The sequence below is a fragment of the Rhodanobacter sp. C05 genome, assembly GCF_002001165.1.
Taxonomy (GTDB): Bacteria; Pseudomonadota; Gammaproteobacteria; order Xanthomonadales; family Rhodanobacteraceae; genus Rhodanobacter.
Window position 1 is genome coordinate 117,895 of sequence record NZ_MUNQ01000026.1, and the last position, 25,216, is coordinate 143,110.

Genomic DNA, 25,216 nt, shown 5'->3' on the forward strand with positions numbered 1-25,216 from the left:
CGTCACCGGCGCGCTCGCTACCCGGCCGCCAGCCTTCTAGAATGCTCACGTTTGCGGCGTGCCGCACAGTCCATCCGGAACCCATGCGCCTCTATCTGCAAACCGTGCCCGGCAGCTCCGACGCACCCCGCTACGTCCAGATCACGCTGGAGCAGGATCTGCTGGGCGGCTGGACGCTGTATCGCGAGTCCGGCACCCAGGGCGGCCGCGCGACCATGAAGCGCGAGCAGTACCTGGAGCGCGATGAGGCGGTCAGCGCCTTCGAGAAAGCCCGCGATGCCCAGCTCAAGCGCGGCTTCCGCCTGATGTTTGCCCAGGGGCTGGAAGGCCCGTACGGACGTTGATTTGATGAATGCCACGCTGAAGAACGATCGCTTCCTGCGCGCCCTGCGTCGCGAACCCACCGATACCACGCCGATCTGGGTCATGCGCCAGGCAGGCCGTTATCTGCCCGAGTATCGCGCCACCCGCGAACGCGCCGGCAGCTTCATGGGCCTCGCGCAGAACCCCGAGTTCGCCTGCGAAGTCACCCTGCAGCCGCTGGAACGCTTCGAACTCGACGCCGCGATCCTGTTCTCCGACATCCTCACCATCCCCGACGCGATGGGCCTGGGCCTGTCGTTCGCTCAGGGCGAAGGCCCGCAATTCGCGCACCCGGTACGTACGGCGGCCGATATCGCGAGACTCGCCGTGCCCGACATGGACGGCGAACTGCGCTACGTGATGGATGCCGTGCGACTGATCCGTCAGGAACTGCACGGACGCGTGCCGTTGATCGGCTTCTCCGGCAGCCCGTGGACGCTTGCCTGCTACATGGTCGAGGGCCACGGCTCCAAGGATTTCGCCACGCTCAAGGCGATGTGCTGGAACGAACCGAAGCTCGCCCACCAGCTGCTCGACACGCTGGCGCAGTCCGTGGCGCACTACCTGATCGCCCAAGCCGCCGCGGGCGCACAGGCGCTGATGATCTTCGACACCTGGGGCGGTCTGCTCGGCCCCGTGCCGTTCCGCGAATTCTCGCTGCGCTACATGGCGCAGATCGTCGCCGCGCTGAAGGCCGACCCGCACGCCCGCGAGCTGCCGGTGATCCTGTTCTCCAAGGGCGCCGGCCGGAACCTCGCCGAGATGGCCGACACCGGCTGCACCTCGCTAGGCGTCGACTGGACCATGGATCTGGCCGACGCGCGCCGCGCCGTCGCCGGCAAGGTCGCCCTGCAAGGCAACCTCGACCCCGCGATCCTGCGTGCCAGCCCCGACGTGATCCGCCGCGAAGCCCGCGCCGTGCTCGACAGCTACGGCAACCATCCCGGCCACGTGTTCAACCTCGGCCATGGCATCACGCCGGAAGTCGATCCGGAGCATGTGAAAGTGCTGGTGGATGAGGTGCACGCTTACGGGCGCAAGTTGCGCGGCAGTTGAGCCCCACTGCAAGACCGATTGAAAACCCGGAGGAACCCATGCGCGCCAATCGCTCCATACCCTCCAGCACAATCATCCCGGTGCTCCGTTACTCCGACGTGCCGCAGGCTGCCGCTTGGCTATGTCGCACCTTCGGTTTTACGGAACGGTTGCGTATCGGCGACCATCGCGTCCAACTGCACGTGGGTGACGGAGCTGTCGTCGTCGCCGATAGCGGCACGGAAAACACCGCGCCATTGCCAACCCACGCGATCATGGTTCGAGTCGCAGACGTGGATGCCCACCACATCCAGGCAGACGCTGCCGGCGCAGTCATCCTCCACCTGCCCACGAGCTACCCGTACGGTGAGCGCCAGTACACAGCGGTGGATATTGGCGGGCACATCTGGACGTTTTCGCAGACCGTTGAAGATGTGGAGCCGGCCGACTGGGGTGGAGAGTTGCTTACTCCCTGAGCGATTGGGTCACGACCAGGAATAAATATGATCGCAGCCATGGCAGGTCGTGGCTGCAAAGCTATGGGGTTGAGAGCAAGAGCACCCCTCCCTCAACCCTCCCCTGCAAGCAGGGGAGGGAGAAAAGCGCGGTTTTGGCAGCCCAGCCCCCTCCCCGTACAATGGCCCGCTATCCCCATGACAAAGCGCGCGCCTTGCGCGCGCCACCGAGCCCAATCCCGATGGAAAAGAGTTTCGAACCCGCCCAGATCGAGTCGACGTGGTATGCACGCTGGGAAGCCAGTGGTGCGTTCAAGCCATCGGGCAAGGGCGATCCGTATTGCATCCTGCTGCCGCCGCCGAATGTCACCGGCACGTTGCATATGGGGCATGCGTTCCAGCAGACCGTGATGGACATGCTGGTGCGCTACCAGCACATGCGTGGGATGAACACGCTGTGGCAGGTCGGTACCGATCATGCGGGTATCGCTACCCAGAAGATCGTGGAGAACCAGCTGGCGGTTGAGGACAAGACGCGGCATGACCTGGGCCGCGATGCCTTTGTCGAGCGCGTGTGGAAGTGGAAGGAGGAGTCCGGCTCCACCATCACCAACCAGATGCGCCGCATCGGCGCCGCCGCGGACTGGTCGCGCGAGCGCTTCACCATGGACGAGGGACTCTCGGCCGCGGTGCGCAAGGTGTTCATCGACTGGTATCGCGCGGGGCTGATTTATCGCGGCAACCGGCTGGTGAACTGGGACCCGGTACTGGGCACCGCCGTGTCCGATCTGGAAGTGAACAATGTCGAGCGCGACGGCCATATGTGGTCGATCCGCTACCCGGTCGTGGGCAGCGACGAGAGCGTGGTAGTCGCCACCACCCGCCCGGAGACCATGCTGGGCGACGTCGCCGTGGCCGTGCATCCGGAAGACGAGCGCTATGCGCATCTGGTCGGCAAGACGCTGAAGCTGCCGTTGACGGATCGCGAGATTCCGGTCATCGCAGATGACTATGTCGACAAGGATTTCGGCACCGGCTGCGTGAAGATCACCCCGGCGCACGACTTCAACGACTACGCGATCGGCCAGCGCCACAAGTTGGCGCCGATCACCATCTTCACGCTGGCCGCTAAGGTCAACGACAACGCACCGGAAAAATATCGCGGCCTCGACCGCTACGACGCGCGCAAGCGCGTGCTGGCCGATCTCGAAGCCGCCGGCCTGCTGGTCGAAACCAAGCCGCACAAGCTGCAGGTGCCGGTGAGCGATCGCTCGGACGCGGTGATCGAGCCGATGCTGACCGACCAGTGGTTCGTCGACCTCACCTCCGACACGCTGGCCGATGGACGTCCGGGCGGCCGCAAGGCAATCACCCAGCCGGCGCTGGACGCCGTGCGTTCGGGCGAGATCAAGTTCGTGCCGGAGAACTGGGCCACCACGTATTCGCAATGGTTGGACAACATCCAGGACTGGTGCATCAGCCGCCAGCTGTGGTGGGGTCATCGCATCCCGGCGTGGTACGACGAGGCCGGCAACATCTTCGTGGGCGAGGACGAGGCGGACGCACGCAAGTCCGCCACCACGGCACCGATCGGCGCGCTGCGCCAGGACGACGACGTACTCGACACCTGGTTCAGCTCGGCACTGTGGCCGTTCTCCACCCTCGGCTGGCCGGCGAACGGGCCGGTGAAGAACGAGCGCGGCGAAGTCGTGGCGAACTGGGAGCAGGACAAGATCTTCCTGCCCAGCGCCGTGCTGGTCACCGGCTTCGACATCATCTTCTTCTGGGTCGCCCGCATGGTGATGGCGACCAAGTACTTCACCGGCGAGGTCCCGTTCCGCGAGGTCTACATCAACGCCATCGTGCGCGATGCCGAAGGCCAGAAGATGTCCAAGTCCAAGGGCAACACGCTGGACCCGCTGGACCTGATCGACGGCATCGAGCTGGAGCCGCTGGTGGCGAAATCCACCAGGTCACTGCTGATTCCGCAGGTGCGCGAGAAGGTCGAGAAGCGCGTCCGCAAGGATTACCCCGACGGCATCCCGGCGATCGGCACCGATGCACTGCGTTTCACCTTCGCCGCGCTGGCCAGCTACAGCCGCACGATCAACTTCGACATCAAGCGCGCCGAAGGCTACAAGGCGTTCTGCAACAAGCTGTGGAATGCCGCGCGGTTTGTGCTGATGAATATGCCCGATGAGAGCGGGCTGGAAGGCAAGATCGCCGCGCTGGCTGGTGCACCGGTGACCGAGGCGGAGCGCTGGATCCTTACCCGCCTGAAGCAGACCCTGGGCGAAGTCGAACAGCACTTCATCACCTACCGCTTCGATCTGCTGGCGCAGTCACTCTATGAGTTCGTCTGGAACGAATATTGCGACTGGTTCCTGGAACTGTCCAAGCCAGCATTGAACGGTGATGACGCGAACGCCGCGGCATCCACCCGCCATACCCTGCTGGTGGTACTTGAAAGTGTGTTGCGCGCCCTGCACCCGATCATTCCGTTCATCACCGAAGAAATCTGGCAATCGGTGGCGCCGAAACTCAAGCTCACTGACAACAGCCTGATGCAGCGGCCGTGGCCGCGCGCTGACGAGATCGCTGCGGATGATGCCGCGACAGCCGAAATCGAGTGGTTCAAGAACGTACTGAACGGTATCCGCAAGATCCGCTCTGAAATGAACATCTCCCCCGCCAAGACGATCCCGCTGCTGCTCGCCGACGGCGACGCCAGCGATCGTGCCCGCGTGGCGAAGTTCGCTGCGCAAATCGCCTTCCTTGGCCGCACCGAAACACCACGGTGGATCGAAAGTGGTGCCGACGAACCGGCCGCCGCCGCTGCCGTGGTCGGCACGCTGCGCGTGATGATCCCGCTCGCTGGACTGATCGACCTCGGCGCCGAAAAGACGCGCCTGGCCAAGGAAATCAGCCGCATCGAAGTCGAGATCAAAAAGTGCGAAGGCAAACTCGGCAACGCCAACTTCGTCGCCAACGCACCAGCCGAAGTCGTCACCCAGGAACGCCAGCGCATCGCCGACTGGAACATCACCCTCACGGCACTGCGCGAGCAGTCGCAAAAGCTGGGCTGATTGCCTGGAGAGCATGCCCCGCTATTGTTGTCGACACGAATGCGCTACGCCGAACACCCCATCACCGCCCAGGCCCAATCATGAAAGAGCCCGAAGTCGCCGTACTTATCCCCTGCTATAACGAGGCAGGTACGGTGGCGCAGGTGGTCTCCGACTTTCGTGCTGCGCTGCCAGGCGCGACGATCTATGTCTACGACAACAATTCGACCGATGGCACGGCAGAAATAGCAACCGCTGCTGGTGCGGTAGTGCGGACCGAGCCCGACCAGGGCAAGGGCGCCGTGGTGCAACGCATGTTTCGTGACATCGAGGCGGACTTCTACGTGATGGTGGATGGCGACCACACCTATGACGCGCAGCGCGCCCCGGAGATGCTGCGGATCGCCCGGGAAAACCTCTGCGACCTCGTCAACTGTGTCCGCCAGGAAACCGGCTTGGCCTATCGAACCGGCCATCGCTTCGGCAACCTGCTGCTCACCAGTGCGGTGCGCAGGATTTTCGGCAACCGGGTGGAAGACATGCTGTCCGGTTACAAGGTCTTTTCGCGGCGATTCGTCAAATCGTTTCCGGCCACCTCCACCGGATTCGGCATCGAGACCGAATTGACCGTGCATGCGCTGGCACTGCGCATGCCGGTAGCCCACACGACGGGCGACTACCGTGGCCGGCCCGATGGTTCGGCCAGCAAGCTGAATACCTACCGGGATGGCTTTCGCATTCTCCTGCTGATCTTCCAGTTGTTCCGATACGAACGGCCGCTGACTTTCTTCTCGGTGATCGGGCTGCTCTGTGTGCTGTCCTCGGTCGCACTCGGCATACCGCTGGTCGACGAGTATCTGCGAACGGGACTGGTGCCACGATTTCCCACTGCGATCCTGGCCACCGGCATCATGCTTACCGGGTTCCTCAGTTTCGTGACCGGCATGGTGCTCGACACGGTCACTCGCGGACGGCGCGAAATGAAGTTGCTGGCCTATCTCAGCCATCCGGCCTTCGGGCAGCGTTGATGCGCGCACGGCCCCGACGGATGTTGGATATCGCATGAACTTATCCAGCGGCCGCCTCCGCGAACATGCCCCACTGCTGATACTGCTGGCGCTGCCGATTCTGCTCAATTTCCCTGCCCTGACGGGGATCCTCAGTCCGGATCCGATGGCTTTCGTGGGTGCGGTGGGTATTGCAGGAAAACACTTCCTGCCAGGTACGCCGTGGATCGATCCCAACGTCGGATTCCAGGGCCAGGCTCTGGGGAAACTCTCGGCGGACATGTGGCTGTCAGGGCATATCCCCTGGTGGAATTCCTATAACGGGGTTGGTCTGCCGCTGGCGGCCGAGGCGCAGCCGGCTTCGTTGTTCCTGCCATTCGTCCTGCTCATGCATTTCCAGGCGGGCGGCGCATGGGTCGAGATGCTGATGCAGATCATCGCGGGCCTCTGCGCGTACGCCCTGCTGCGCCGGCTCGAGCTGACCCGCCTGGCCGCCTTTGCCGGCGCCATGGTGTTCGAGTTGAACGGCACGTTTGGCTGGCTCGGGGCACCGATCACCACGCCGGTAGCTTTCCTGCCCATGCTGATCCTGGGTATCGAACACCTGCGCGCACGCGTGGCCGCGGATGCCCGCGGAGGCTGGCTGCTCATTCCGGTGGCGCTGGCCTGGTCGATCTATGCCGGCTTCCCCGAGACCGCCTATATCGACGGCCTGTTCGCCGGCTTCTGGAGCATGAGCCGGCTGGTTGGCCTGACCACGCCCCGCAAAACGGCCTTCCTGCGCCGACTTTGCATGGCCGCCTTCGTCGGGATCCTGTTGGCCACGCCGCTCATCGTGCCTTTCGCCGAATACGTCGGTCGTGCCTACGTGGGCGGACACGACAACGTCTTTGCGCATGCGCGGCTTGCCGGCTCCACGCTGGCCCAGATGCTGGCCCCGGGCCTGTATGGGCCGATCTTCGCGTTCGACGATCCAGGCCACCAGATCGCGGCCAACTGGGGCAACATCGGCGGCTATTTCACGGCGCTGGAATTTTTCGTCGTCCTGCTCGGGTTCGTGTTCTGCAGGCGCTGGCTGTATGCCGCGCTCCTGACCTGGATGCTGCTCTGCGTGGCCAAGACGTTCGACGTGCGTCCGCTCAGCGACCTGATCAACCTGGTTCCGATGATCAAGTCGGCCGCGTTCTATCGTTACTCACCGCCCTCATGGGAGTTCGCCGGGGCTGTGCTGATCGCACTGACGATCGACGGGATGCAGCGCCGGACATCCGTGTCGAACGGTGGCCTGATGGCATGTTTCGCGATGATCGGCATCGCGATCATGGCGGCGCTCGGCCCCGCGCGGGAACTCGTCAAGACCCTGCTGGGCAATCCTGCCTACGCACCCTTTCACAGCATGGCGATCGGCTGGCTTGCCTTGTCGGTGACCGCGGCCGTCCTGGTCGCCATGCTTCACGGTCGCTGGCGGCATGTACCTCTCGCGTTCGTCGCCTTGCTGACGCTGGATGCCTGCGTGGCTTTCGCGCTGCCCGTCGGCAGCGGCCTTGGCAGATTGTCATCGCATCAGGGCGGCGTGGCCTTTCTGCAGGCGCATGCCGGGCAGCAGCGTGTCTACTCGATCGGTCCGCTCGCACCGAACTACGGTGGCTATTTCAGGATCGCGCAGATCAACCACAACTACCTGCCGGTTTCCCTTGATTGGACGCAGTACGTCCACGACCAGCTGGATCCTGATGCCCATCCAATTCTGTTCACCGGCAATTTCGGCGGGACCGCCGGAAACCATGCAGCGATGCTGCTGAATACGAAGCAGGCCGCACTTGAGGAGCTGGGCGTACGCTATGTGCTCGCGCCTGCCGGCGACGATCCCTTCCTGTCGGCCACAACGCCAACAGCTTCCCGGCAGGATCCAGCCCAACCGATGCCGCTGGCGAATGGCGCGTCAGCAACGATCCGCTGGTCGCTTCCTGCCCTGCCGGAAGAGGTGACTGTGCATCAGGCCTCCGTGTTCATTGGCAACTATGCCGGCCGCGCCAATGGCCTGTTGCACATGAAGGTCTGCAACGCAGCGGGAAACTGCGCGGAAGGTGCGCGCTCCCTGGCGGGATCCGTCGACAACGCAGCTTTCCTGGTGGAACTCGACAAGCCACTGGCACTGCTACCCGCGCAGGCAAATGTCATCACCACAACGATCACTGATGAGCACAGCGATCATCCGGTCGCGCTATGGCTGATGAATGCCGACGCGGCCCGGCAAATCCTGCTGGACGGCAAGCCGGCGGCGATGGCGCCGTCACTGATCCTCCACTATCGCCCGGCAGACGCCGGAGCCATCACGTCGGTGCCGGTCTATCACGGCCCTGACATGGATATCTACGAGCTGCCGAACCCCAGACCCTATTTCGAAACCCGCGACACGGGCTGCCAACTGCAGTCCTCGGATCGAAACGAAGTCACTGTCCATTGCGATGAGCCGACCCAGCTGCTTCGCCGCGAGGCGTTCTATCCGGGATGGCAGGCCAAGGTCGATGACCGGGCGGTTCCGTTGCAAAGGACAAACGGAATTTTCCAGAGCCTTGCCCTACCCGCAGGAATACACACGGTCGTCTTCAGCTATCGCCCGACTCACGCACTTGCGATCACCGCAGCATTCCTGGCCGGATTGACGGCATGGCTGCTCGGAGCATGGCGCAGCCTGCGACGTCGCAGAGCCGGTGGCTAGGACGGCAACAACTCCAGCGCCATCACGATCGCTTCCTCGCGCCCGTCCCGCGCGGGGTAATAGCGTGGCCGCCGGCCGATCTCGCCGAACCCTACCGATTCATACAGCGCCTTCGCCAGCGGATTCGACGGCCGTACCTCGAGGAACAGCCGTTCGGCGCCATTCCAGCGCGCGATATCCAGCAAACGGCCGAGCAAATGCCGGCCCAGCCCCTGACCACGATATTCCGGCGCGATGCAGATATTCAGCAGATGCGCCTCGCCCGCGCCCATCGACAGGATGCCGTAACCGGCAATCGCCGAATCCACGCACAACACCCAGCACGGATGCCCGGCTTTCAGGCAATCGTTGAAGATGCCATGCGACCACGGGTAGTCGTAGGAGGCAGCCTCCATCGTGCTGACCATCGTCAAATCCTCGGCGCGCATGGCACGCACCTGGATAACCGGCTTGACGACCGCGACCATGCGATTAGCAGTCCGCAGTGGCCAGCGCACGGCGCAAACTGCGCAGTGCGCTCCACAGCCGTCTTTTGGCGGCCGCGCTGGTCAGCACCAGCGCCGGCTCGTCGGCCAGCACGATCTGCGCGCGGTGCATCACTGCCGCTGGCAGGCTGCGACCCAGCGCATGCGCCTGTGCCTCGCCGAATACCAGATAAGCCCGCGCCTCCGGCACGTCAGCGGCCAGCTGGCCACCGCTCACCGTGACCCGCGCAGCCCGCGCCACGGTCGCTCCGCATGCGCTCAACGCACGCCCCAGCAAGTCGAGCTCACGCGTGCTGCAAGCCTCCGGTACCACCACCACGCAGGCGACACCTGCAGACGCGTCGCTCACCTCGTTTATCAGCCGAGCCGATACAACGCGACTGGCTGGTACCTCGGGTGCCATGCGTCGCACCCACGGCACCACACCCAAAGCCCGCAGGACACGGGCACGCTGACTGGCACTGATGGGCTGGCGCATCGGTTGATTCATGCCGCGTTGCGCCTTGAGCGACGGTGCGTAGCCAGTCCCCATATCGTCCATACCGGGCCAGACAGCAGATAGATCGTGAAGCCGACGAACAGCACCCGTGCGGTATCCAGGACCAGCAAAGCCAACAGCAGCACGGCACCGACCATCCAGGCGAACGGTACGCGCTGGTTATCGCCCATCGGCAGCGACTTGAAGCTGAAGTAACGGAAGCGGCTGACCATCAGCAAGCCCACAATCACCGCCATCACCGGTGTGACGAAGCACAATTCGTCGCCGGAAAAGCCCGACTTTTCCGCACTCCACACGAACGACATGCACACCGCAGCAGCTGCCGGGCTGGCCAACCCCTGGAAATAGCGCTTGTCGGCTACGCCGACCTGGGTATTGAAGCGCGCCAGCCGCAACGCCGCGCAAGCCGCGTAGATGAAGGCGGCAGCCCAACCCAGCTTGCCCCATAGCGAACCGAAGTCGCGCAGCGACGACAACGACCAGTTGTACATCACCAGCGCCGGTGCCAGCCCGAAGCTGACCAGATCGGACAAGGAGTCGTACTGCACGCCGAATTCGCTCTGGGTGCCGGTCATCCGCGCCACCCGGCCATCCATGCCATCCAGCACGGCAGCAATGAACACCGCCACCGCGGCTTCGGTGTAACGCCCGTCAATGCTGGCGATAATCGCGTAGAAACCTGCGAACATCGCAGCCGTGGTGAACAGGTTCGGCAACAGGTAAATGCCCCGGTGACGGGGCGGGCGCACTGGCATGGGCTCGCTCATGAATCAATCCGTGACAGGATGCGCGCAGTGTAAACCATCGGCTGCTTGAGTCCGGGAAGCCGGAGTGATAACAAGAGCACCTGTAATTCAACCGCACGCATTCCCATACCTCATGGAGAGCACCATGCACCGTTCACTGATCGCCGTGGCACTGCTGCTGCTGGCTCCGCTGGCCACTGCCCAGGTCTACAAATGGACGGATGCCAGCGGCACTGTGCATTACTCGCAGGACGCCCCTCCCCAGGGCACGAAATACAAGCAGGTGACCACCACCGGTACGGTGGATCCGGTGGCGCCAGCATCCAAGGAGAATCGCGAGGTGAATACCGAATCGGCTTCCACGCCTGCCCAGCCGGTCGCCGACACCCCGGAAAACCGCGCCAAGCTGTGCACTTCGCTGAAATCCAATCTCGCCGCACTGCAAGGCAGCGGTCCGGTGGTCATGCAGGAGGACGGCAAACCCACCGCGCTCGATGACACCCAGCGCAAACAGCAGGCCAGCGCGGCGCAGTCGCAATACAGCCAGTATTGCCAGAGCAACTGATCGGCCGCCCACGGTATCGGCAGGCTCGCAGCCTGCCGATACCGGCGCTGACCAGCGACAGTGGCGACAGGCCGCTACAATAGGCGTCTTTATCACGCCGGAAACGCTCGCATGCGCCTCAGCCAATTTCACCTGGCCACCGTCAAGGAAGTCCCTGCCGACGCCGAAATCACCAGCCATCGGCTGATGCTGCGCGCCGGCATGATCCGCAAGCTCGCTTCGGGCCTGTACACATGGTCGCCGCTGGGCCTGCGCGTACTGCGCAAGGTGGAAACCATCGTGCGCGAGGAAATGGATCGCGCCGGCGCGATCGAAATGCTGATGCCGACGATCCAGCCCAGGGAGCTGTGGGAGGAAAGCGGCCGCTGGGCTAAGTTCGGCCCCCAGCTGCTGAAGATCAAGGATCGCAAGGAGCAGGAGTTCTGCTATGCCCCCACCGCCGAGGAAGTGGTCACCGATTACGCACGCAACGAGCTGAAAAGCTACAAGCAGCTTCCGGTCAATTTCTACCAGATCCAGACCAAGTTCCGCGATGAAATCCGCCCGCGTTTCGGCGTGATGCGCGCGCGCGAATTCCTGATGAAGGACGCTTACTCCTTTCACCTCACCCAGGAATCATTGGCTGAAACCTATGCAGCGATGTATCAGGCCTATACGCGCATCTTCACCCGGCTCGGACTGACCTTCCGTGCCGTGCAGGCCGACACCGGCGCGATTGGCGGCAATGCCAGCCATGAATTCCAGGTGCTGGCCGATTCCGGCGAAGACGCCATTGCGTTCTCCGATGGCTCCGATTACGCCGCGAATATCGAAAAGGCGGATGCGCTGGCGCCGACCATCGAACGCCCCGCTCCCGCTGCCAGCTTGCAGCGAGTCAATACACCCACCCAGAAAACCATCGATGACGTCGCCGGCTTCCTCAAGGTATCCCCGCAGCAATGCGTGAAGACCCTGCTGGTGCGTGGCCGTGACGGACTGGTCGCGCTGTGCCTGCGTGGCGACCACGAGATCAACGAAGTGAAGGCCGGCAAGCTGGCCGAACTACCCGATGAATCGGTACTGGCCAGCGAAGAGGAAATCCTCGCTGCCACCGGCACGCGACCTGGCTTCATTGGTCCGGTTGGGCTGCCGGCCGCCATCCCTGTGATCGTCGACCGCGATGCTGCGGTGCTTGCCGACTTCGTATGCGGCGGCAATGCCGATGGCAGCCATTACACCGGCGCGAACTGGACTCGTGATGCACGAGTCACCCGCATTGCCGACCTGCGCAACGTGGTCGAGGGCGACCTGTCACCTGATGGTCAGGGCGTGCTGCACATCGGGCGTGGCATCGAGGTTGGCCATGTATTCCAGCTCGGCCAGAAATACGCCGAAGCACTCAACGCCACCGTGGTGGATGACCAGGGCAAGCTGCAGCTGATGACCATGGGATGCTATGGCATCGGCGTCAGTCGCATCGTCGCCGCCGCGATCGAACAGCGCCATGACGAGGCAGGCATCATCTGGCCCGAGGCGATGGCACCATGGAAAGTGGTGGTGTGCGTGATCAACCAGAGGAACGTAGCCGAGGTCAGCGAGGCTGCCGAGGCGCTGTATCAGCAACTCAACCAGCGCGGCATCGAGACCGTGCTGGATGACCGCGGCCTGCGGCCGGGTGGCATGTTTGCCGATATGGAACTGATCGGCATTCCGCACCGCGTGGTGGTAAGTGAGCGCGGCGTGGCTGCCGGCACGCTGGAATACCGCGCCCGCAGCGAAAGCGAAAATCGCTCGATCAGTCAGGAGGAGCTGTTCGCCCTGCTCGGTTAACCGTTTTCACATCAGGTTTCTCATTGAAACGGCCGCCACATGCGGCCGTTTTCGTATTCGGCAATCATGGACAACGTAAATACGCCCATCGCTTATTAAAATCCCCAGCACATGATTAACCATGCTTAATGTGAAATCCATTTAACAGCGTGGCCGTGCTTTACAAATATTCCGAAAATCAGCGAGAATCGCTATTGCAACACCTATTGCAACGCGGAGTCCGGCTCAAATCCCCAATAATAGCCGGGCCAACGTCAGACCCTACTATTCAATTACCGACACTCACCCGGGAGTCAATCATGGCCGTCGATATCAAGAGTCTCAATCACAATCAGCTCAACGACCTGATCAGCAAGGCACAGGTGCGCCAGAATGAACTGCGCAAGGAAAAAGTCGTCAAGCTGCGTGAAAAAGTGCACGCACTGATCAAGGCCGAGGGTTATGCCTTTGAGGACATCTTCGGCAGCGCACGCGGCAAAGCCAAGCGCACTACCGGTACGGTTGCACCGAAATACCGCAATCCGGCCAACCCCGCACAGACCTGGTCAGGCCGCGGCAAGCGTCCGCACTGGTTCAGTGACGCACTGAAGGCCGGCAAGAAGGAAAAGGATCTGGCAATCTGATCGCCGTTCCGCTCGACGCTTCAATGAAATGCGCCGGCCTAGTGCCGGCGTATTTTTTGGTTTGAGGCGACGCGGCGTCCCCTCCCCAGCCCTCCCCCAAGGGGGAGGGAGTGAATGTGCCATGCGGTTTCGCTATCTTGATAATCTGCGCAACCGGAAGTCTCCGGCTTTTGATCGAAGGCTCGTTTATAAAGACCGGCGCGGCGAAACCAGCAGGTCGCCAAACATCAATCCGCCTACCAGCGATACCAGCAGGGTCAACAACAGCAGGCCGGTATCCATGCCCAGCGTGGTATTGCGATCAAGCAGAAAAGACATGCTGCGGAAACCGACGCTGCCCGGCACCAGCAGCAGAATGCCCGGCTCGCGCACGACTGCTCCCGGACGATGGGCAAACCGCGCATAGATGTTGGCCAACGCACTCAGCAGCAATCCGCCAAGGAACACGCCGAACGGCGCCGCCGGCAGCGAACCGGAAATCTCACCACCCCAGCGTGTAGCCAGGTAACCGACGATCACGGCCACGATCACCACTGGCCAGTCGCGTCGTGCCGCACGAAACAGGATCGCGAACGCGATCGCAGCAACGAGCAGGGCCGGATAGTCGGTCCATGTCGGCAACGCCGGCAACGCGAAGTCACGCGCATGGATGCCGAACGCCGCGCACAGCTGGGTGGCCGCGATCGTACCGAAAGTGAGCTTGAGCAGGGTCGACATGGCGCCGCCCATGCGCGCCATGCCGGAGACCAGATGCTGGCTGGATATTTCACGCACCGCCGTGGTCAGCGACATGCCGGGAATCAGGATGATCAGGCTGGCCAGTACCACCGACTTGATCGCCAGCGGCACCACGAACGCACTCACCACGATCGTCATGGCGGTGGCCACCAGCGCACAGATGGCATCGCTGGCCACCGCCAGCCGCGGCCGGCTGCCCGCCAGCACGGAGATCCCACCGATGATCACGCCGATCACGCCGGCGACCAGTACGTCCACCCACGCGCTGTGCAGGAACAGCGCTGCAATGCTGGCACCGGACAGACCATAGCTGGCGATCAGCGCGGCCTTGTCACGTCGTGTATCCGGCAACCCCAGTGCCCGCAGGCGGCGGAAGCCCTCGCGCAGATCCAGCTCACCGGCAATCGCGCGATCGGCGATCTCGTCAGCTTGGCACAGCCGTGCCAGATTCACCTCGCCCGGCACCAGCCGCATCACCTGGGTGGTTTGCGCCACGCCTTCCTCACCCTGGGCCAGATCGGTGAACGAGATGATGAGCGCGGTGGGACTGGACCATACATCGGCAGCCAGTCCCAGGCGCTGCGCCGCACCAGCTACCGCCATCTCCAATCGAGGCGCTGACGTACCGTACTGGTGCAGTCGGCGCGCCAGCTCCAGCAGGAACGCAATGCGCGTGTTCAGCGCCGTGGTGGCGAACTGCTGCCGATTGGTGACGCTGTCCGCGTTCATGCTGCCGGACGCACCTTCAACGTGGTGCCTTCGACAGCCACCACTTCCACCGTGCTGCCCAGCGGCAGATCCGGTCCACTGACCAGCCACTGGCCATCGCCCACGCAGGCCTTGCCGCGACCGTTGACGATCGGCTCGATCAGTTCGTAGCGCTGGCCGATCATCTGCTCGGCGCGCCGGTTGAGCCGCTCGCTACCCGGTTCACTGCGCTCCAGTCGTGGTCGCAGCAATCGCGCATAAGCCATGCACGATGCAAACGCCAACACCGCGAACAGCACTGCCTGCGCCAACAGACCAAGCGACGGCACCAGCCACAGCAGCACGCCCATGGCTGCGGCGGCCAGGCCGATCCACAGCATGAAATAACCCGGCACCAGCAGCTCGCCGGCGATCAGCAGCAACGCGAGAATCCACCACAGGTAATGCGCGGAAAGATCCCACATGGCAGCCACCTCAGCGCAGCGGCGGCTGGACCGCCACCGCCTTCTGCTGCTGGCCCAGCGACTCCTTCGCCAGCTCGGCGATGCCGGCCAGCGAACCCAGGATGCCGGTGGCCTCGATCGGCAGCAGCAGCATCTTCTGGTTTGGCGACTTGGCCATTTCCTTCAGCGCCTCGACGTAGTTGTTGGCGACGAAGTAGTTCAGCGCGTTGACGTTGCCGCCGGAGATCGCGTCGGAGACCATCGTGGTCGCCTTCGCCTCGGCCTCGGCCGAACGCTCACGCGCCTCCGCGGCGCGGAACGCGGCTTCCTTCTCGCCCTCGGCGGCCAGAATCACCGACTGCTTCTCGCCCTCGGCCTTGAGGATCGCCGCCTGGCGGAAACCCTCGGCATCGAGGATGTTCGCGCGCTTCTCGCGCTCGGCCTTCATCTGCCGCGCCATCGCGTCGATCAGGTCGCGCGGCGGCGCGATGTCCTTGATCTCGATGCGGTTGACCTTGACGCCCCACGGATGGGTCGCTTCGTCCACCACGCGCAGCAGCTTGGCGTTGATCGCGTCACGCTGGCTCAGCGACTCGTCCAGATCCATCGAGCCGAGCACGGTACGGATATTGGTCATGATCAGCGCCAGTGAAGCCTGCTCGAGGTTGGATACCTCGTAGGCCGCCTTGGAAGCGTCGAGCACCTGATAGAACACCACACCGTCGACGCGCACCACCGCGTTGTCCTTGGTGATCACGTCCTGCGACGGCACATCGAGCACCTGTTCCATCATGTTGATCTTGCGCCCGACCGCCTGGTAGATCGGGATCAGGAAATGCAGTCCCGGGCTTAGCGTGCGGGTGTACTTGCCGAAGGTCTCCACCGTCCACTCGAAACCTTGCGGCACGATGCGCACCAGCTTGGCCACACCGACCACGACGACGAAGACGATGACCAACGCGAGAATCTGCCCCATGACTTAGTCCCTATCCTTAGAATAAGACTGGAGTATAGGCGAGCCAGCCGCTATCTCGATGTCACCTGCGGCAACAGCAGACTTACCCGCAAACCGCCACCCTCTCGATTGGCCAGCAGCACCCGGCCGCCATGCGCCTCGGTGATTTCGCGCGCCAGCGCCAAGCCCAGCCCGGTGCCGGAGCGCTTGGTCGAATAGAACGGCAACAGCGCCTGCGACAGCACGGTTTCACTCATGCCTGGGCCGCGATCCGCCACATCGATGCGCAGCTCGCGCCCCAGGTCATGAATGGCGAGCGTCACCTCATCGTCCACACCGCCCGACTCGTGCGCATTCTTGATCAGGTTTATCAGCACCTGCTCGATCTGCACTGGATCGAAACGGCCGGGCTGCGCTGGCGCCGGCACTTCAAGCCGGTAGCGGCAATGCAGGGCCAGCCCGTCGAGGAACGGTGTCCACGTCACCGCTATCGGCTGCGGCGTCGGCAGCTTGGCGAAGCTGGCGTAACCGGCGATGAAACCGTGCAGGTGCAACGCGCGTTCGCTGATGGTGGCGAACACGCTGGGCAGGCGATCGAGATGGCCACGCCGTGCCAGTTCGGCACCGGAATGCGCCAGCGAGGAAATCGGCGCCAGCGAATTGTTGAGCTCGTGGCTGATCACCCGGATCACCCGTTTCCAGGTGGCCACTTCCTGCCGCGACAGCTCGCGCGTCATGCGCCGGAACAGCTGCAACCGATGCGGACGCCCCTGCAGGCGAAATGCACGCTGCGACAAATGGAAGGTTTCCTCGCTGCCGTCCATGTCCACGCTGAGCAAGGCATCCTCGCCGCTTTCCACCGCGCGGCGCAGCGCCTCCGGCGCATCGGCCAGCAGCTCGGAAAAATCCAGCCCGTTCAGGTTGCGCCCTTCGTTGAACAGGTGCCGTGAGGCGATGTTCGAGTAGGCGACACGGCCAGCTGCATCGGTCAGCACCAGCGCCACCGGTGTGTTCTGCACCACCGTGTCCAGCAGCAACTCGCGTTGCACCAGGTGCTGGCGCTGTTCGCGCAAGGTCTGCCCAAGCGCGTTGTGCATGCGGATCAGTTCGCCCAGCTCGTCACGCCGGTTCACCGCGATGGAGAAGCTGAAATCACCGTCGCGGTAGCTGGCCACTGCACCTTCCAGTGCACGCAGCAACCGGCTCACCGGCGCCATCACCAGACCAGCCAGCCAGAACGCCAGCGGCAGCAGGAAAACCACGCTGACCAGCAGGCCACCATAGATACCCAGCTGCATCGGCGCGCGTATCGTCACTGCAAGATCCTTGCGCAACCACAGCAGCAACTGCGGCAACGGCCATTGCGTCACGCCGGCGTAGACCAGCGCGCCAGCAAGGCTGGCGGTCAGCAACAGCACGGTAAGCCGCCCACGCAGCGAGTTCAGATGACGCCACATCAAGCGAGCTCCACGATGGTCGGGCGTAGTATCAATGGCATCCCGCACCAGCGATCATCGGGAGGTGATACCTGCCGACCGTCAGCAGGGTCTTGCATGCCGGAACAAACATGAAAATGCGTTAACACACGGCGCCGCTCCCGCTGAATGCCGGCATCTTTGTACGTCGCGTCGGTCGCGACAAGCACGATGATGTCAGCACGGCTCAAGCCGGAGCCGCCAAGCCATAACGTTCCATCCGGCGATACAGTGCCTGCCGCGACAGGCCCAGGCTTTGTGCCGCCCGGCTGACGACACCGTCGGCCTTGTGCAGGGCGGTTTCCACTGCTTCGCGGCTGGGTTCGTCGAGATTGCGCGCCGTGGCCGCCACATGCTGCGGCAGGTTCAGCAGCTCGGGCGTGATCGGACTGCTGCCGGTAAGCAGTGCGGCACGCTCGATCGCGTTCTTCAATTCACGCACGTTGCCCGGCCACGGATAGCCCAGCAAGGCTTCGCGCGCGGCATCACCGAGTTCAGCGCGGCCGTCCAGAAAGAATTCGGCCAACGGCAGGATGTCATCGCTGCGCTCGGTCAGTGACGGCAGGTTCACCTCGATCACGTTGAGCCGGTAATACAGATCCTCGCGGAAGGTGCCGGCACGGATCATCGCCTTGAGATCGGCATTGGTCGCGCTGAGCACGCGCACCTTGACCTGGCGCGTGCGACCGGAGCCGAGCCGCTCGAACTGGCCGGTTTCCAGCACCCGCAGCAATTTCATCTGACCGGGCAGCGGCAGGTTGCCGATTTCGTCGAGGAACAGCGTGCCGCCATCGGCCAGCTCGAAGCGACCCTCGCGCGCCTTGTTCGCGCCGGTATAGGCGCCTGCATCGGCGCCAAACAGTTCGGCCTCGATCAGCTCACCCGGCAATGCACCGCAATTCACTGCTATGAACGCGCCGCGCTTCACTGCCGAATTCGCATGCACGATCGACGCGATGCGTTCCTTGCCGGTGCCGTTCGGGCCGGTAATCAGCACCGGAACGTCCGAGCGCGCGATCTGGCAGGCCAGCTCCAGCGTGCGCGCCATCGCCTCGGAGGCGAACACCAGACCATCCAGATCGTACTTGTGCTGCAACTGCTCGCGACGCTGGCGGCGCTCACGCCGGCTGCGCGTCATCTCGCGGGTGGATTCGGACAGCTCCAGCAGGTTTTCCACCGTGGCCAGCAGCTTGTGGTCGTCCCACGGCTTGCCCAGGTAGTCGGCCGCACCGGCTTTGACCAGCTCCACCGCGGTTTCCAGATGCGTCCACGCGGTCAACAGAATGACCGGCAAATCCGGATGACGGTCACGGATCGCCCGGAACAAGGCCACACCCTCGGCGCCCGAGGTAGTGTCGGCGGTGAAATTCATGTCCTGGATCACCACGTCGACCGCTTCGCGCTGCAGCAGCGCCAGCCCTTCGTCAGGTGTCAGTGCAGCAAGCGGACGGATTTCGTGCAACGACAGCGCCAGCGAGAGCGCCTCGCCCACGGCCGGGTTGTCGTCGATGATCAGGACTGTTCGCATTTTTCTTCTGCACATGCGGACATGGATGCCGCTCCGCTCACAAAGGTTGCCATGACTACCGGACTAGTCAACGACAACTTGCCCCGGCCTGCCGGGTCCATCCTGGCAAGCTGATGGTCTCCGCAAGCATCGGAGCGGTTTCAATCACGATTGAAACCGCTCCCGTCGAGGCAAGTTGTGCGAAGGCACAGACTAACCGATCCAGGCCGCCGTCTTACCCTGCCACAGCCACCGGATGTGCCGGTGCCTTGCCTGCCTTCACCGCGGCGATCCAGTCGTTGACCCGCGTCTCCAGCACGTCCAGCGGCAGCGCACCACCACCGAGGATCTCGTCGTGGAAGGCACGGATGTCGAACTGGTCGCCCAGCTCCTGCTTCGCCCGTGCGCGCAGTTCGAGGATCTTCAGCTCACCCGTCTTGTAGGCCAGAGCCTGAGCCGGCCAGGTGATGTAGCGATCGGTCTCGGCTTGCACGTCCGGCTCATCCTCGCTGGAATGCGCGTGGAAGAAGTCCACCATCTGCTGACGCGTCCAGTGCTTGTAGTGCACGCCGGTATCGAGCACCAGGCGATCGGCACGCAGCAGTTCATCGGACAGGCGGCCATAGTCAGACAGCGGATCCTTGTAGAAACCGATGTCCTTGCCCAACTGCTCCGAATACAGCGCCCAGCCCTCGATGTAGGCGGTATAGCCAGCCTGCTGACGGAACGGCGGCAGCGCCGGCAGCGTCTGCGCGATCGAGATCTGCAGGTGATGGCCGGGAACGCCTTCGTGATACGAGGTCGACTCGATCGTCAGCACGCTGCGATTGGCGAAATCGCCGGTGTTGACGAAGATCTGACCCGGCCGCGAACCATCCGGTGTGCCCTGGTGGTATTCGGCAGCCGCGGCTTCTTTCTCGCGGAACGCTTCGACCGGCACCACTTCGACCTTGGTCTTCGGCAACATGCCGAACAGTTTCGGCAATTCGGGCTGCATCTGTGCCAGATAGCCGCGATAACGGTTGAGGATGTCGTCGCGTGAGGTGGCGTGCGTCTTCGGATTGCTCTTCAGCGAGGCGCGGAAGCTGGCCAGGTCGGCGAAGCCCTGCGACTTCGCGATCTTCGTCATCTCGCCCTCGATCCGCTTGACCTCGTCCAGGCCCAATTCGTGGATCTGCTGCGGGGCCTTCTCGGTGGTGGTCATCTGCTCCACGTCGTAGCGATAGATCGCGTCGCCATTCGGCAAGTCCCACACACCCGGCTCGGCTCGGCCGTGCGGTGCGTAATCCCTGGCCACGAACTCGCCCAGCTTGCGGTAGGCCGGGCGTACGTCATTGTCGATCGCAGCGAGGATCTCGTCGTGCAGACGCTTCTGGTCGGCCTCAGAAACCGACTTCGGGAAATGCTTCAGGGGCTCGGCAAACACGCTGTCCATGCCGGCCGGCTTCCCGATGCTGTCGATCTGCGTGACCACCTTTTCCAGCAGATACTTCGGCGGCATCATCTTGTCGTGCATGCCCTGTCTGGCCACGCCGATGACCTGGTCGAAGCCCTGCGGCACCGCCTTGAGGCGGGCAAGGTAATCTTCGTACTCCTTGGTATTGTCGAACGGGATCGAGCTGACGAAGCCCGCAAGTGCCAGGTGTGCGCCGCTCATTTGATCCAGCGGCATTTCGTTCAACTTGAGGTCGTAGGCCTTCAGACTGTCCTTGAGCTGCCGAACCATCAGCTGCTGGTTGAGTTTGTCGGTATCGGAGAAACCGCTGGTGTCGATCGCATTGAAGCGCTTGAGAAAATCCGCCGTGGACTGGCGCTCGGCTGCTGCATGCGCCAGCGAGAGGTCGCTCCAGCGATCGTTGTAACGCAGGTCGCCCAGGATCGTCGCGAACTCGGGGCTGTTCTGCAGCGTGTGCTGCCATTGCTCCGCCAGCAGCGCATTGAGCGCCTTCACCCGGGTCGCCACATCCGTCTGCGCAGACTGCACCGCTGACGCGGCCTGCACTGGTGAAATCGCAGTGGATGAAATCACGGTCACCGAGCCCAGCAGGCTCGCACAAATCAGCAATGGCAAGGTCTTCATCAGGCGCATTCTCCAGGGCATGTTCATGGGCTCATGAACACTCATTGTGACTGCCACGAGACGCATCCTCCCGTGCCAGATTGCATGGTACTTACACCGACTGCGTTGCCACCACCGGGGGTACGGCTGCCGCGCGCAACGCCGGGCCGAGCACCGCCAGCTGACCAAGTCCCCACAAGACCAGCGCGCCGATCGGCAGGTAATGCCACGGCAGTCGCGGCAGCTCGTACTGCGTCATCAGCGCAGCGTTCAACACGAACGCCAGCAGCGTGCCCAATGCTATGCCACCGCTGACGATCAGGAAGTTCTCGGTCTGGAAGTAACGCAGGGTGTCGCCGCGGGTGGCACCGATCGCACGGCGTATGCCGATGCTGCGGCGGCGCTGCTGCACCCAGAAATTCGCCAGCCCGGTGATGCCCAATGCAGTGACAAACAGCAGGCCGAATCCGGATGCCAGCAACAGGCCGATCATGGTGGTGTCGCGCTGAAAGTACGCCTCGCGCATCTGGGCATAGGTACGCATGCCGCTTGCCGGAATGATCCGTTCGGGACTGAGCTGTTGGAGCTTCTCTGCGGCCATCCGCAGCACGCGTTCGCGATCCTGCGGCGCACTGCGCAACAGGTATGTCACCTCGCCGTCGTTCGGCAACATGGGAAACAGCATCGCGTACTGGTTCACTTCCGGCGCACGCAAGTGGGGACGCAACAAGGTATCAACGATGCCGATGACACGAATCGGCTTGGCGCCACCGGCATAGACGCTCTGACCCAGCGCGTCCTTGCCGGGGTAGAGCTTTTCTGCAAGCGCACGACTGAGGATCGCCACGTGCACGTCCGAGCCGGCCACATATTCATCGGCACGGAAATCGCGTCCTGCGATCAGATGCAGTCCCAGCGCCCCGACTTCGCCCTGGGTGCCGCCATAAACAGCCGGTTGCACGCAAAGGCCGTCACGCATCATCGACCGGGCAGCGATCGCCTTGGCCAAGTCCTCGGCACTGGCGCAGGTGCCATAAGACGATTCGTCTCGCCCCAGTGGCAACGTATCGACAGCCACCGCCGCCGTGACGCCAGGAACTGCGCGCAACCCGGCCAGATCAGCGGCGTGGCGCGCGAGCCTGTTTTCGCTTTTATCGATGGATTCGCTGTTGAGCATCGACAACCCGGCTTCGTCGACGCCGCTGGGCAACGTGACCTGCTCCACCCGGTTGGCGATCATGAACACCACGTTGCAGACGATCGCGCAGGTCAGCGCCACCTGCAGCATCAGCAGCGACGCGGTGAGCTTGTGGTGACTCAGGCTGGAAAGAATCGGTCGCAGTTGCATGATCATTCCTAGAGGGTCTTCAGCTGCAGCGCAGGCGCTATACGGCAGGCACGCCAGGCCGGCAACAGACCGGCCAGCACGCTTGCCAGCATCGCGAGCACGAAGGTGCCGATCAACATGGAGACGTCCATCTGCGCCAGATGCGCATAATCGTCGGGACGATGCCGCACACTCCACAACCCCAGCTGGGCAATGGCCAGCCCCAACACACCGCCGGCCAGACCGATCACCGCCGACTCGATGCCGAACTGCAGGAAGATGTCGCGCCGCCGCGCACCCAGCGCACGCCGGACACTGACCTCACCACTGCGGCGCAGAAACTTCGCCAGCAACAACGCCACGATGTTGATCATGCATACCAGCAGGAAACCGAGCGCCAGCCACAGCTGCAGGCGGACGTCGGCTGGCACCAGATTCTGGCGATCCAGCCAGTTCATCAGTCCGTAGAGTCGGGCCTGGGTTGGCGGCCGCTCGAAACGGCCCAACGCCTTCTGTTGCGCCGAGTAGTCGATCAGGAACTGCCGATATGCAGCAACCTGCGCCGCATCCTTCAACTGCACCCACACCTGCAACCAGGTGAGTACCGGGCTTTTCATGTCACCTTCGAACGAGGACCAGCTCGACTGGTTGCTATTGGTATCGAACTTCAGGTCCAGCGCCGTCGACAACGGCAGGAAGAACTGGTCGGCATCATCGAACACCTTGGCTGAGGCATCCGCATAGAACATCGGCTTCGGTTGCCAGTCGGCGCTGACACCGATGACACGCAAGTCGGCGTCACCGAATCGCACCATGCGACCGATGCTGTCGTCGGTTCCAAACAGCTTGCGACTGAGTGTGTCGCTCAGCACCACGACGCGTGTTCGTCCCGCATCATCCGCCGCCGACCAGCCCTGGCCGCGCAGGAACGGCACGCCGAACATCGCAAAGAAATCGGTGGTGGCATAGCGACCATCGACGTAGAACGGCCGCAGTCCTGCTTGCGCCGGTCGTATCAGCAGGGCTCCACCGGCCATCGCCGCCTGCCGCTCGGCGCGATGCGCCGCCACCAGGGCCATTGCATCTGGCCAGGTGAAATTCAAGCGCGGGTCTGGACCGTATGCACTTTGCTGATACTTCAGCGGCAACGGATCGAGCTGCGGGCAATACAGCTGGCCGCTGCGTTCCGGCAGGGGATCGCCCGACATCACATGCAGCACGGTGAGCATCGTCATGCTGGCACCGATGCCCAGTCCGATCGCCAGCACCATCAGTGCGGTGAGCACCTTGTTGCGCTTCAGGCTGCGTAACGCCAGATCGAGGTAATAGCCGAACATTCCATGTATTCCTGCAATGGTTGAAAGCATCGGACGCCCTTACCGACTTCTACTCGTCACACCGACCGCGTCGCCACCACCGGTGGCACCGCTGCCGCACGCCGCGCCGGACCGAACACGGCAAGCTGGCCAAGAAGCCACAGTGCGATCGCGCTGCCGGGCAGGTAATACCAGGGCATGCGATTCATCTCGTAGTGCTCCATCAGGTACAGGTTGATGCCGAACGCCAGCATCACGCCGATTAGGGTACCTGTCGTACTGAGCAGGAAATTCTCGGTACGGAAATAGCTGAGGATATGTCCGCGCGTGGCACCCACGGCACGGCGGATGCCGATCTGTCGCCGTCGCTGCTGCACCCAGAAACTGGTCAGGCCGACGATGCCGAAGGCCGTCACCGCCAGCATCACCACGCACACCAGCACCAGCATCCACACCATGCTGTTGCTATCGGCGAAATAGTCGGAACGCATTCCGGCATAAGTCTTCCCTTCCACAACGGCACCCGGCTGCAGCTTGCCCAGCACCTGCACCGCCTCGCGCACGACGCGCTCGCGATCCTGCGGTGTGCTGCGCAACATGTAGTCGCCCATCACCCCGTCGGGTTGCAAAGGAAAGAACACGCTGGAATACATGCCGCCGGGACCGCTGAATTTGGGGTCCTGTGCCAGCACGTCAGCGACCACACCCACGACCGTCCAGCCCGTGGCGTTGGAATACAAGGTCTTGCCCAGTGCGCTCTGACCTGGCCACAACCTGTTCGCGTCGCTCTGCGTGACCAGCGCGACATGGCCGGTGGAGCTGAAATTCTTGAAACCGCTGCCGGCATATTCGCCCGCATTGAACCACCGACCCTGCAGCAAACGCAGCCCCATGGCCCGCTCGCCGTCGCTGCCGATGAAATACACCGATGTGTTCACCGTGGTATTCGCATCCGGCTTGGCGACGAAGGGCGACAGGGCCGGATTCTGATCCAGCGGCATGCTGGTTGCCGCGGCCACCGCCGTGACGCCGGCGATGCCGCGCAAGGCGACAAGGTTGCGTGGAATCTCGCTGGCGGCGAGTTTCGGATCGGCCCCATTCACGGTGATCACCGCGATGCCCTGTTCGTCGATCGCATTCGACCAGTGGATGCTGGCCACGCGCTGGCCGATCATGAAGACGGCATTGCAGAGCACTGCGCAGGCCAGCGCGATCTCCAGCACGATCAGAGCGGCCGGGATGCGGTGCTTGCGCAGACTGGCGAGTATCGGACGGATTTCCATGTGTGCTTCCTTGAAGAGTGCGGCCATGGAT

Annotated in this window: 21 protein-coding genes; 9 read left to right on the forward strand and 12 right to left on the reverse strand. The window is 63.2% G+C overall.

The features are described from left to right. Positions 1 to 83: 83 nt before the first annotated feature. The 6 genes from B0E51_RS18330 to B0E51_RS18355 all read left to right on the forward strand — a co-directional run bounded on the left by B0E51_RS18330 (position 84) and on the right by B0E51_RS18355 (position 8,647). Entirely contained in the window at positions 84 to 344 is a 261-nt protein-coding gene (locus B0E51_RS18330; protein WP_077446326.1) for a WGR domain-containing protein, read from the forward strand. Positions 345 to 348: 4 nt separating this feature from the next. Then, complete coding sequence (hemE, locus tag B0E51_RS18335) at positions 349 to 1,419, forward strand: uroporphyrinogen decarboxylase (RefSeq protein WP_077446327.1); 1,071 nt, start codon at positions 349 to 351, stop codon at positions 1,417 to 1,419. A gap of 38 nt (positions 1,420 to 1,457) precedes the next feature. Then, a complete protein-coding gene (locus tag B0E51_RS18340; RefSeq protein ID WP_077446328.1) occupies positions 1,458 to 1,874 on the forward strand; it encodes a VOC family protein in 417 nt (138 codons plus the stop codon). 221 nt (positions 1,875 to 2,095) lie between these two features. Further along, the gene (locus B0E51_RS18345; RefSeq protein WP_077446329.1) at positions 2,096 to 4,939 is read left to right on the forward strand and encodes a valine--tRNA ligase; all 2,844 of its coding nucleotides are present in this window, start codon (positions 2,096 to 2,098) and stop codon (positions 4,937 to 4,939) included. An 80-nt stretch (positions 4,940 to 5,019) separates the two neighbouring features. After that, positions 5,020 to 5,946: a glycosyltransferase family 2 protein gene (locus B0E51_RS18350; RefSeq protein WP_077446330.1), complete on the forward strand. Its 927-nt coding sequence runs from the start codon at positions 5,020 to 5,022 to the stop codon at positions 5,944 to 5,946. Positions 5,947 to 5,980: 34 nt separating this feature from the next. Then, a complete protein-coding gene (locus tag B0E51_RS18355) occupies positions 5,981 to 8,647 on the forward strand; it encodes a YfhO family protein (protein ID WP_077446331.1) in 2,667 nt (888 codons plus the stop codon). Here the strand turns inward: B0E51_RS18355 and rimI are convergent. The 3 genes from rimI to B0E51_RS18370 are packed head-to-tail and all read right to left on the reverse strand — an operon-like array spanning position 8,644 to position 10,398. Then, on the reverse strand, positions 8,644 to 9,114 hold the full coding sequence (gene rimI, locus B0E51_RS18360; RefSeq protein ID WP_077446332.1) for a ribosomal protein S18-alanine N-acetyltransferase: 471 nt from the start codon (positions 9,112 to 9,114) through the stop codon (positions 8,644 to 8,646). The genes B0E51_RS18355 and rimI overlap by 4 nt on opposite strands. A 4-nt stretch (positions 9,115 to 9,118) precedes the next feature. Then, positions 9,119 to 9,610 (reverse strand): hypothetical protein, encoded by a 492-nt coding sequence (locus B0E51_RS18365; RefSeq protein ID WP_254424574.1) that lies wholly within the window; start codon positions 9,608 to 9,610, stop codon positions 9,119 to 9,121. 8 nt (positions 9,611 to 9,618) lie between these two features. Further along, a complete protein-coding gene (locus B0E51_RS18370; RefSeq protein ID WP_077446333.1) occupies positions 9,619 to 10,398 on the reverse strand; it encodes a phosphatidylcholine/phosphatidylserine synthase in 780 nt (259 codons plus the stop codon). Positions 10,399 to 10,522: 124 nt separating this feature from the next. On the opposite strand from B0E51_RS18370, the gene B0E51_RS18375 reads away from it, so the two are divergent. The 3 genes from B0E51_RS18375 to B0E51_RS18385 all read left to right on the forward strand — a co-directional run bounded on the left by B0E51_RS18375 (position 10,523) and on the right by B0E51_RS18385 (position 13,374). After that, positions 10,523 to 10,942, forward strand: a complete 420-nt coding sequence (locus tag B0E51_RS18375; protein WP_168172684.1) for a DUF4124 domain-containing protein — start codon at positions 10,523 to 10,525, stop codon at positions 10,940 to 10,942. A gap of 111 nt (positions 10,943 to 11,053) precedes the next feature. Then, the gene (locus tag B0E51_RS18380; protein WP_077446335.1) at positions 11,054 to 12,751 is read left to right on the forward strand and encodes a proline--tRNA ligase; all 1,698 of its coding nucleotides are present in this window, start codon (positions 11,054 to 11,056) and stop codon (positions 12,749 to 12,751) included. 299 nt (positions 12,752 to 13,050) lie between these two features. Further along, the gene (locus B0E51_RS18385; protein WP_077446336.1) at positions 13,051 to 13,374 is read left to right on the forward strand and encodes an H-NS histone family protein; all 324 of its coding nucleotides are present in this window, start codon (positions 13,051 to 13,053) and stop codon (positions 13,372 to 13,374) included. Positions 13,375 to 13,560: 186 nt separating this feature from the next. Here the strand turns inward: B0E51_RS18385 and B0E51_RS18390 are convergent, their stop codons facing one another. The 9 genes from B0E51_RS18390 to B0E51_RS18430 form a co-directional block, all read right to left on the reverse strand. Further along, on the reverse strand, positions 13,561 to 14,841 hold the full coding sequence (locus B0E51_RS18390) for a threonine/serine exporter family protein (RefSeq protein WP_077446337.1): 1,281 nt from the start codon (positions 14,839 to 14,841) through the stop codon (positions 13,561 to 13,563). Next, positions 14,838 to 15,284: an NfeD family protein gene (locus tag B0E51_RS18395; protein ID WP_077446435.1), complete on the reverse strand. Its 447-nt coding sequence runs from the start codon at positions 15,282 to 15,284 to the stop codon at positions 14,838 to 14,840. Before B0E51_RS18395 ends, B0E51_RS18390 begins: the two co-directional genes overlap by 4 nt. 10 nt (positions 15,285 to 15,294) lie before the next feature. Next, complete coding sequence (locus B0E51_RS18400; protein ID WP_077446338.1) at positions 15,295 to 16,239, reverse strand: SPFH domain-containing protein; 945 nt, start codon at positions 16,237 to 16,239, stop codon at positions 15,295 to 15,297. A 50-nt stretch (positions 16,240 to 16,289) separates the two neighbouring features. Beyond that, positions 16,290 to 17,675, reverse strand: coding sequence for an ATP-binding protein (locus B0E51_RS18405; protein ID WP_077446339.1), 1,386 nt, complete (start codon positions 17,673 to 17,675; stop codon positions 16,290 to 16,292). 205 nt (positions 17,676 to 17,880) lie between these two features. After that, positions 17,881 to 19,221, reverse strand: coding sequence for a sigma-54 dependent transcriptional regulator (locus B0E51_RS18410; RefSeq protein ID WP_077446340.1), 1,341 nt, complete (start codon positions 19,219 to 19,221; stop codon positions 17,881 to 17,883). 214 nt (positions 19,222 to 19,435) lie between these two features. Continuing rightward, on the reverse strand, positions 19,436 to 21,280 hold the full coding sequence (locus tag B0E51_RS18415) for a DUF885 family protein (RefSeq protein WP_077446436.1): 1,845 nt from the start codon (positions 21,278 to 21,280) through the stop codon (positions 19,436 to 19,438). A gap of 91 nt (positions 21,281 to 21,371) precedes the next feature. After that, positions 21,372 to 22,607 carry an FtsX-like permease family protein gene (locus B0E51_RS18420; protein WP_174570703.1) on the reverse strand — a complete coding sequence of 412 codons (1,236 nt, stop codon included), beginning with the start codon at positions 22,605 to 22,607 and terminating at the stop codon, positions 21,372 to 21,374. An 8-nt stretch (positions 22,608 to 22,615) separates the two neighbouring features. After that, on the reverse strand, positions 22,616 to 23,923 hold the full coding sequence (locus B0E51_RS18425) for an ABC transporter permease (RefSeq protein WP_077446342.1): 1,308 nt from the start codon (positions 23,921 to 23,923) through the stop codon (positions 22,616 to 22,618). A gap of 56 nt (positions 23,924 to 23,979) precedes the next feature. Beyond that, the gene (locus B0E51_RS18430) at positions 23,980 to 25,185 is read right to left on the reverse strand and encodes an FtsX-like permease family protein (protein WP_077446437.1); all 1,206 of its coding nucleotides are present in this window, start codon (positions 25,183 to 25,185) and stop codon (positions 23,980 to 23,982) included. Positions 25,186 to 25,216: the final 31 nt, after the last annotated feature.

Coding starts and splice junctions, on each gene's coding strand:
- B0E51_RS18425 (WP_077446342.1), bottom strand. CDS start 23,923: ATGTTCGGCTATTACCTCGATCTGGCGTTACGCAGCCTGAAGCGCAAC.
- rimI (WP_077446332.1), bottom strand. CDS start 9,114: ATGGTCGCGGTCGTCAAGCCGGTTATCCAGGTGCGTGCCATGCGCGCC.
- B0E51_RS18380 (WP_077446335.1), top strand. CDS start 11,054: ATGCGCCTCAGCCAATTTCACCTGGCCACCGTCAAGGAAGTCCCTGCC.
- B0E51_RS18385 (WP_077446336.1), top strand. CDS start 13,051: ATGGCCGTCGATATCAAGAGTCTCAATCACAATCAGCTCAACGACCTG.
- B0E51_RS18395 (WP_077446435.1), bottom strand. CDS start 15,284: ATGTGGGATCTTTCCGCGCATTACCTGTGGTGGATTCTCGCGTTGCTG.
- B0E51_RS18400 (WP_077446338.1), bottom strand. CDS start 16,239: ATGGGGCAGATTCTCGCGTTGGTCATCGTCTTCGTCGTCGTGGTCGGT.
- B0E51_RS18355 (WP_077446331.1), top strand. CDS start 5,981: ATGAACTTATCCAGCGGCCGCCTCCGCGAACATGCCCCACTGCTGATA.
- B0E51_RS18390 (WP_077446337.1), bottom strand. CDS start 14,841: ATGAACGCGGACAGCGTCACCAATCGGCAGCAGTTCGCCACCACGGCG.
- B0E51_RS18375 (WP_168172684.1), top strand. CDS start 10,523: ATGCACCGTTCACTGATCGCCGTGGCACTGCTGCTGCTGGCTCCGCTG.
- B0E51_RS18430 (WP_077446437.1), bottom strand. CDS start 25,185: ATGGAAATCCGTCCGATACTCGCCAGTCTGCGCAAGCACCGCATCCCG.
- B0E51_RS18410 (WP_077446340.1), bottom strand. CDS start 19,221: ATGCGAACAGTCCTGATCATCGACGACAACCCGGCCGTGGGCGAGGCG.
- B0E51_RS18370 (WP_077446333.1), bottom strand. CDS start 10,398: ATGAGCGAGCCCATGCCAGTGCGCCCGCCCCGTCACCGGGGCATTTAC.
- B0E51_RS18345 (WP_077446329.1), top strand. CDS start 2,096: ATGGAAAAGAGTTTCGAACCCGCCCAGATCGAGTCGACGTGGTATGCA.
- B0E51_RS18330 (WP_077446326.1), top strand. CDS start 84: ATGCGCCTCTATCTGCAAACCGTGCCCGGCAGCTCCGACGCACCCCGC.
- B0E51_RS18405 (WP_077446339.1), bottom strand. CDS start 17,675: ATGTGGCGTCATCTGAACTCGCTGCGTGGGCGGCTTACCGTGCTGTTG.
- B0E51_RS18420 (WP_174570703.1), bottom strand. CDS start 22,607: ATGCAACTGCGACCGATTCTTTCCAGCCTGAGTCACCACAAGCTCACC.
- B0E51_RS18350 (WP_077446330.1), top strand. CDS start 5,020: ATGAAAGAGCCCGAAGTCGCCGTACTTATCCCCTGCTATAACGAGGCA.
- B0E51_RS18340 (WP_077446328.1), top strand. CDS start 1,458: ATGCGCGCCAATCGCTCCATACCCTCCAGCACAATCATCCCGGTGCTC.
- B0E51_RS18415 (WP_077446436.1), bottom strand. CDS start 21,280: ATGAAGACCTTGCCATTGCTGATTTGTGCGAGCCTGCTGGGCTCGGTG.
- hemE (WP_077446327.1), top strand. CDS start 349: ATGAATGCCACGCTGAAGAACGATCGCTTCCTGCGCGCCCTGCGTCGC.
- B0E51_RS18365 (WP_254424574.1), bottom strand. CDS start 9,610: ATGCGCCAGCCCATCAGTGCCAGTCAGCGTGCCCGTGTCCTGCGGGCT.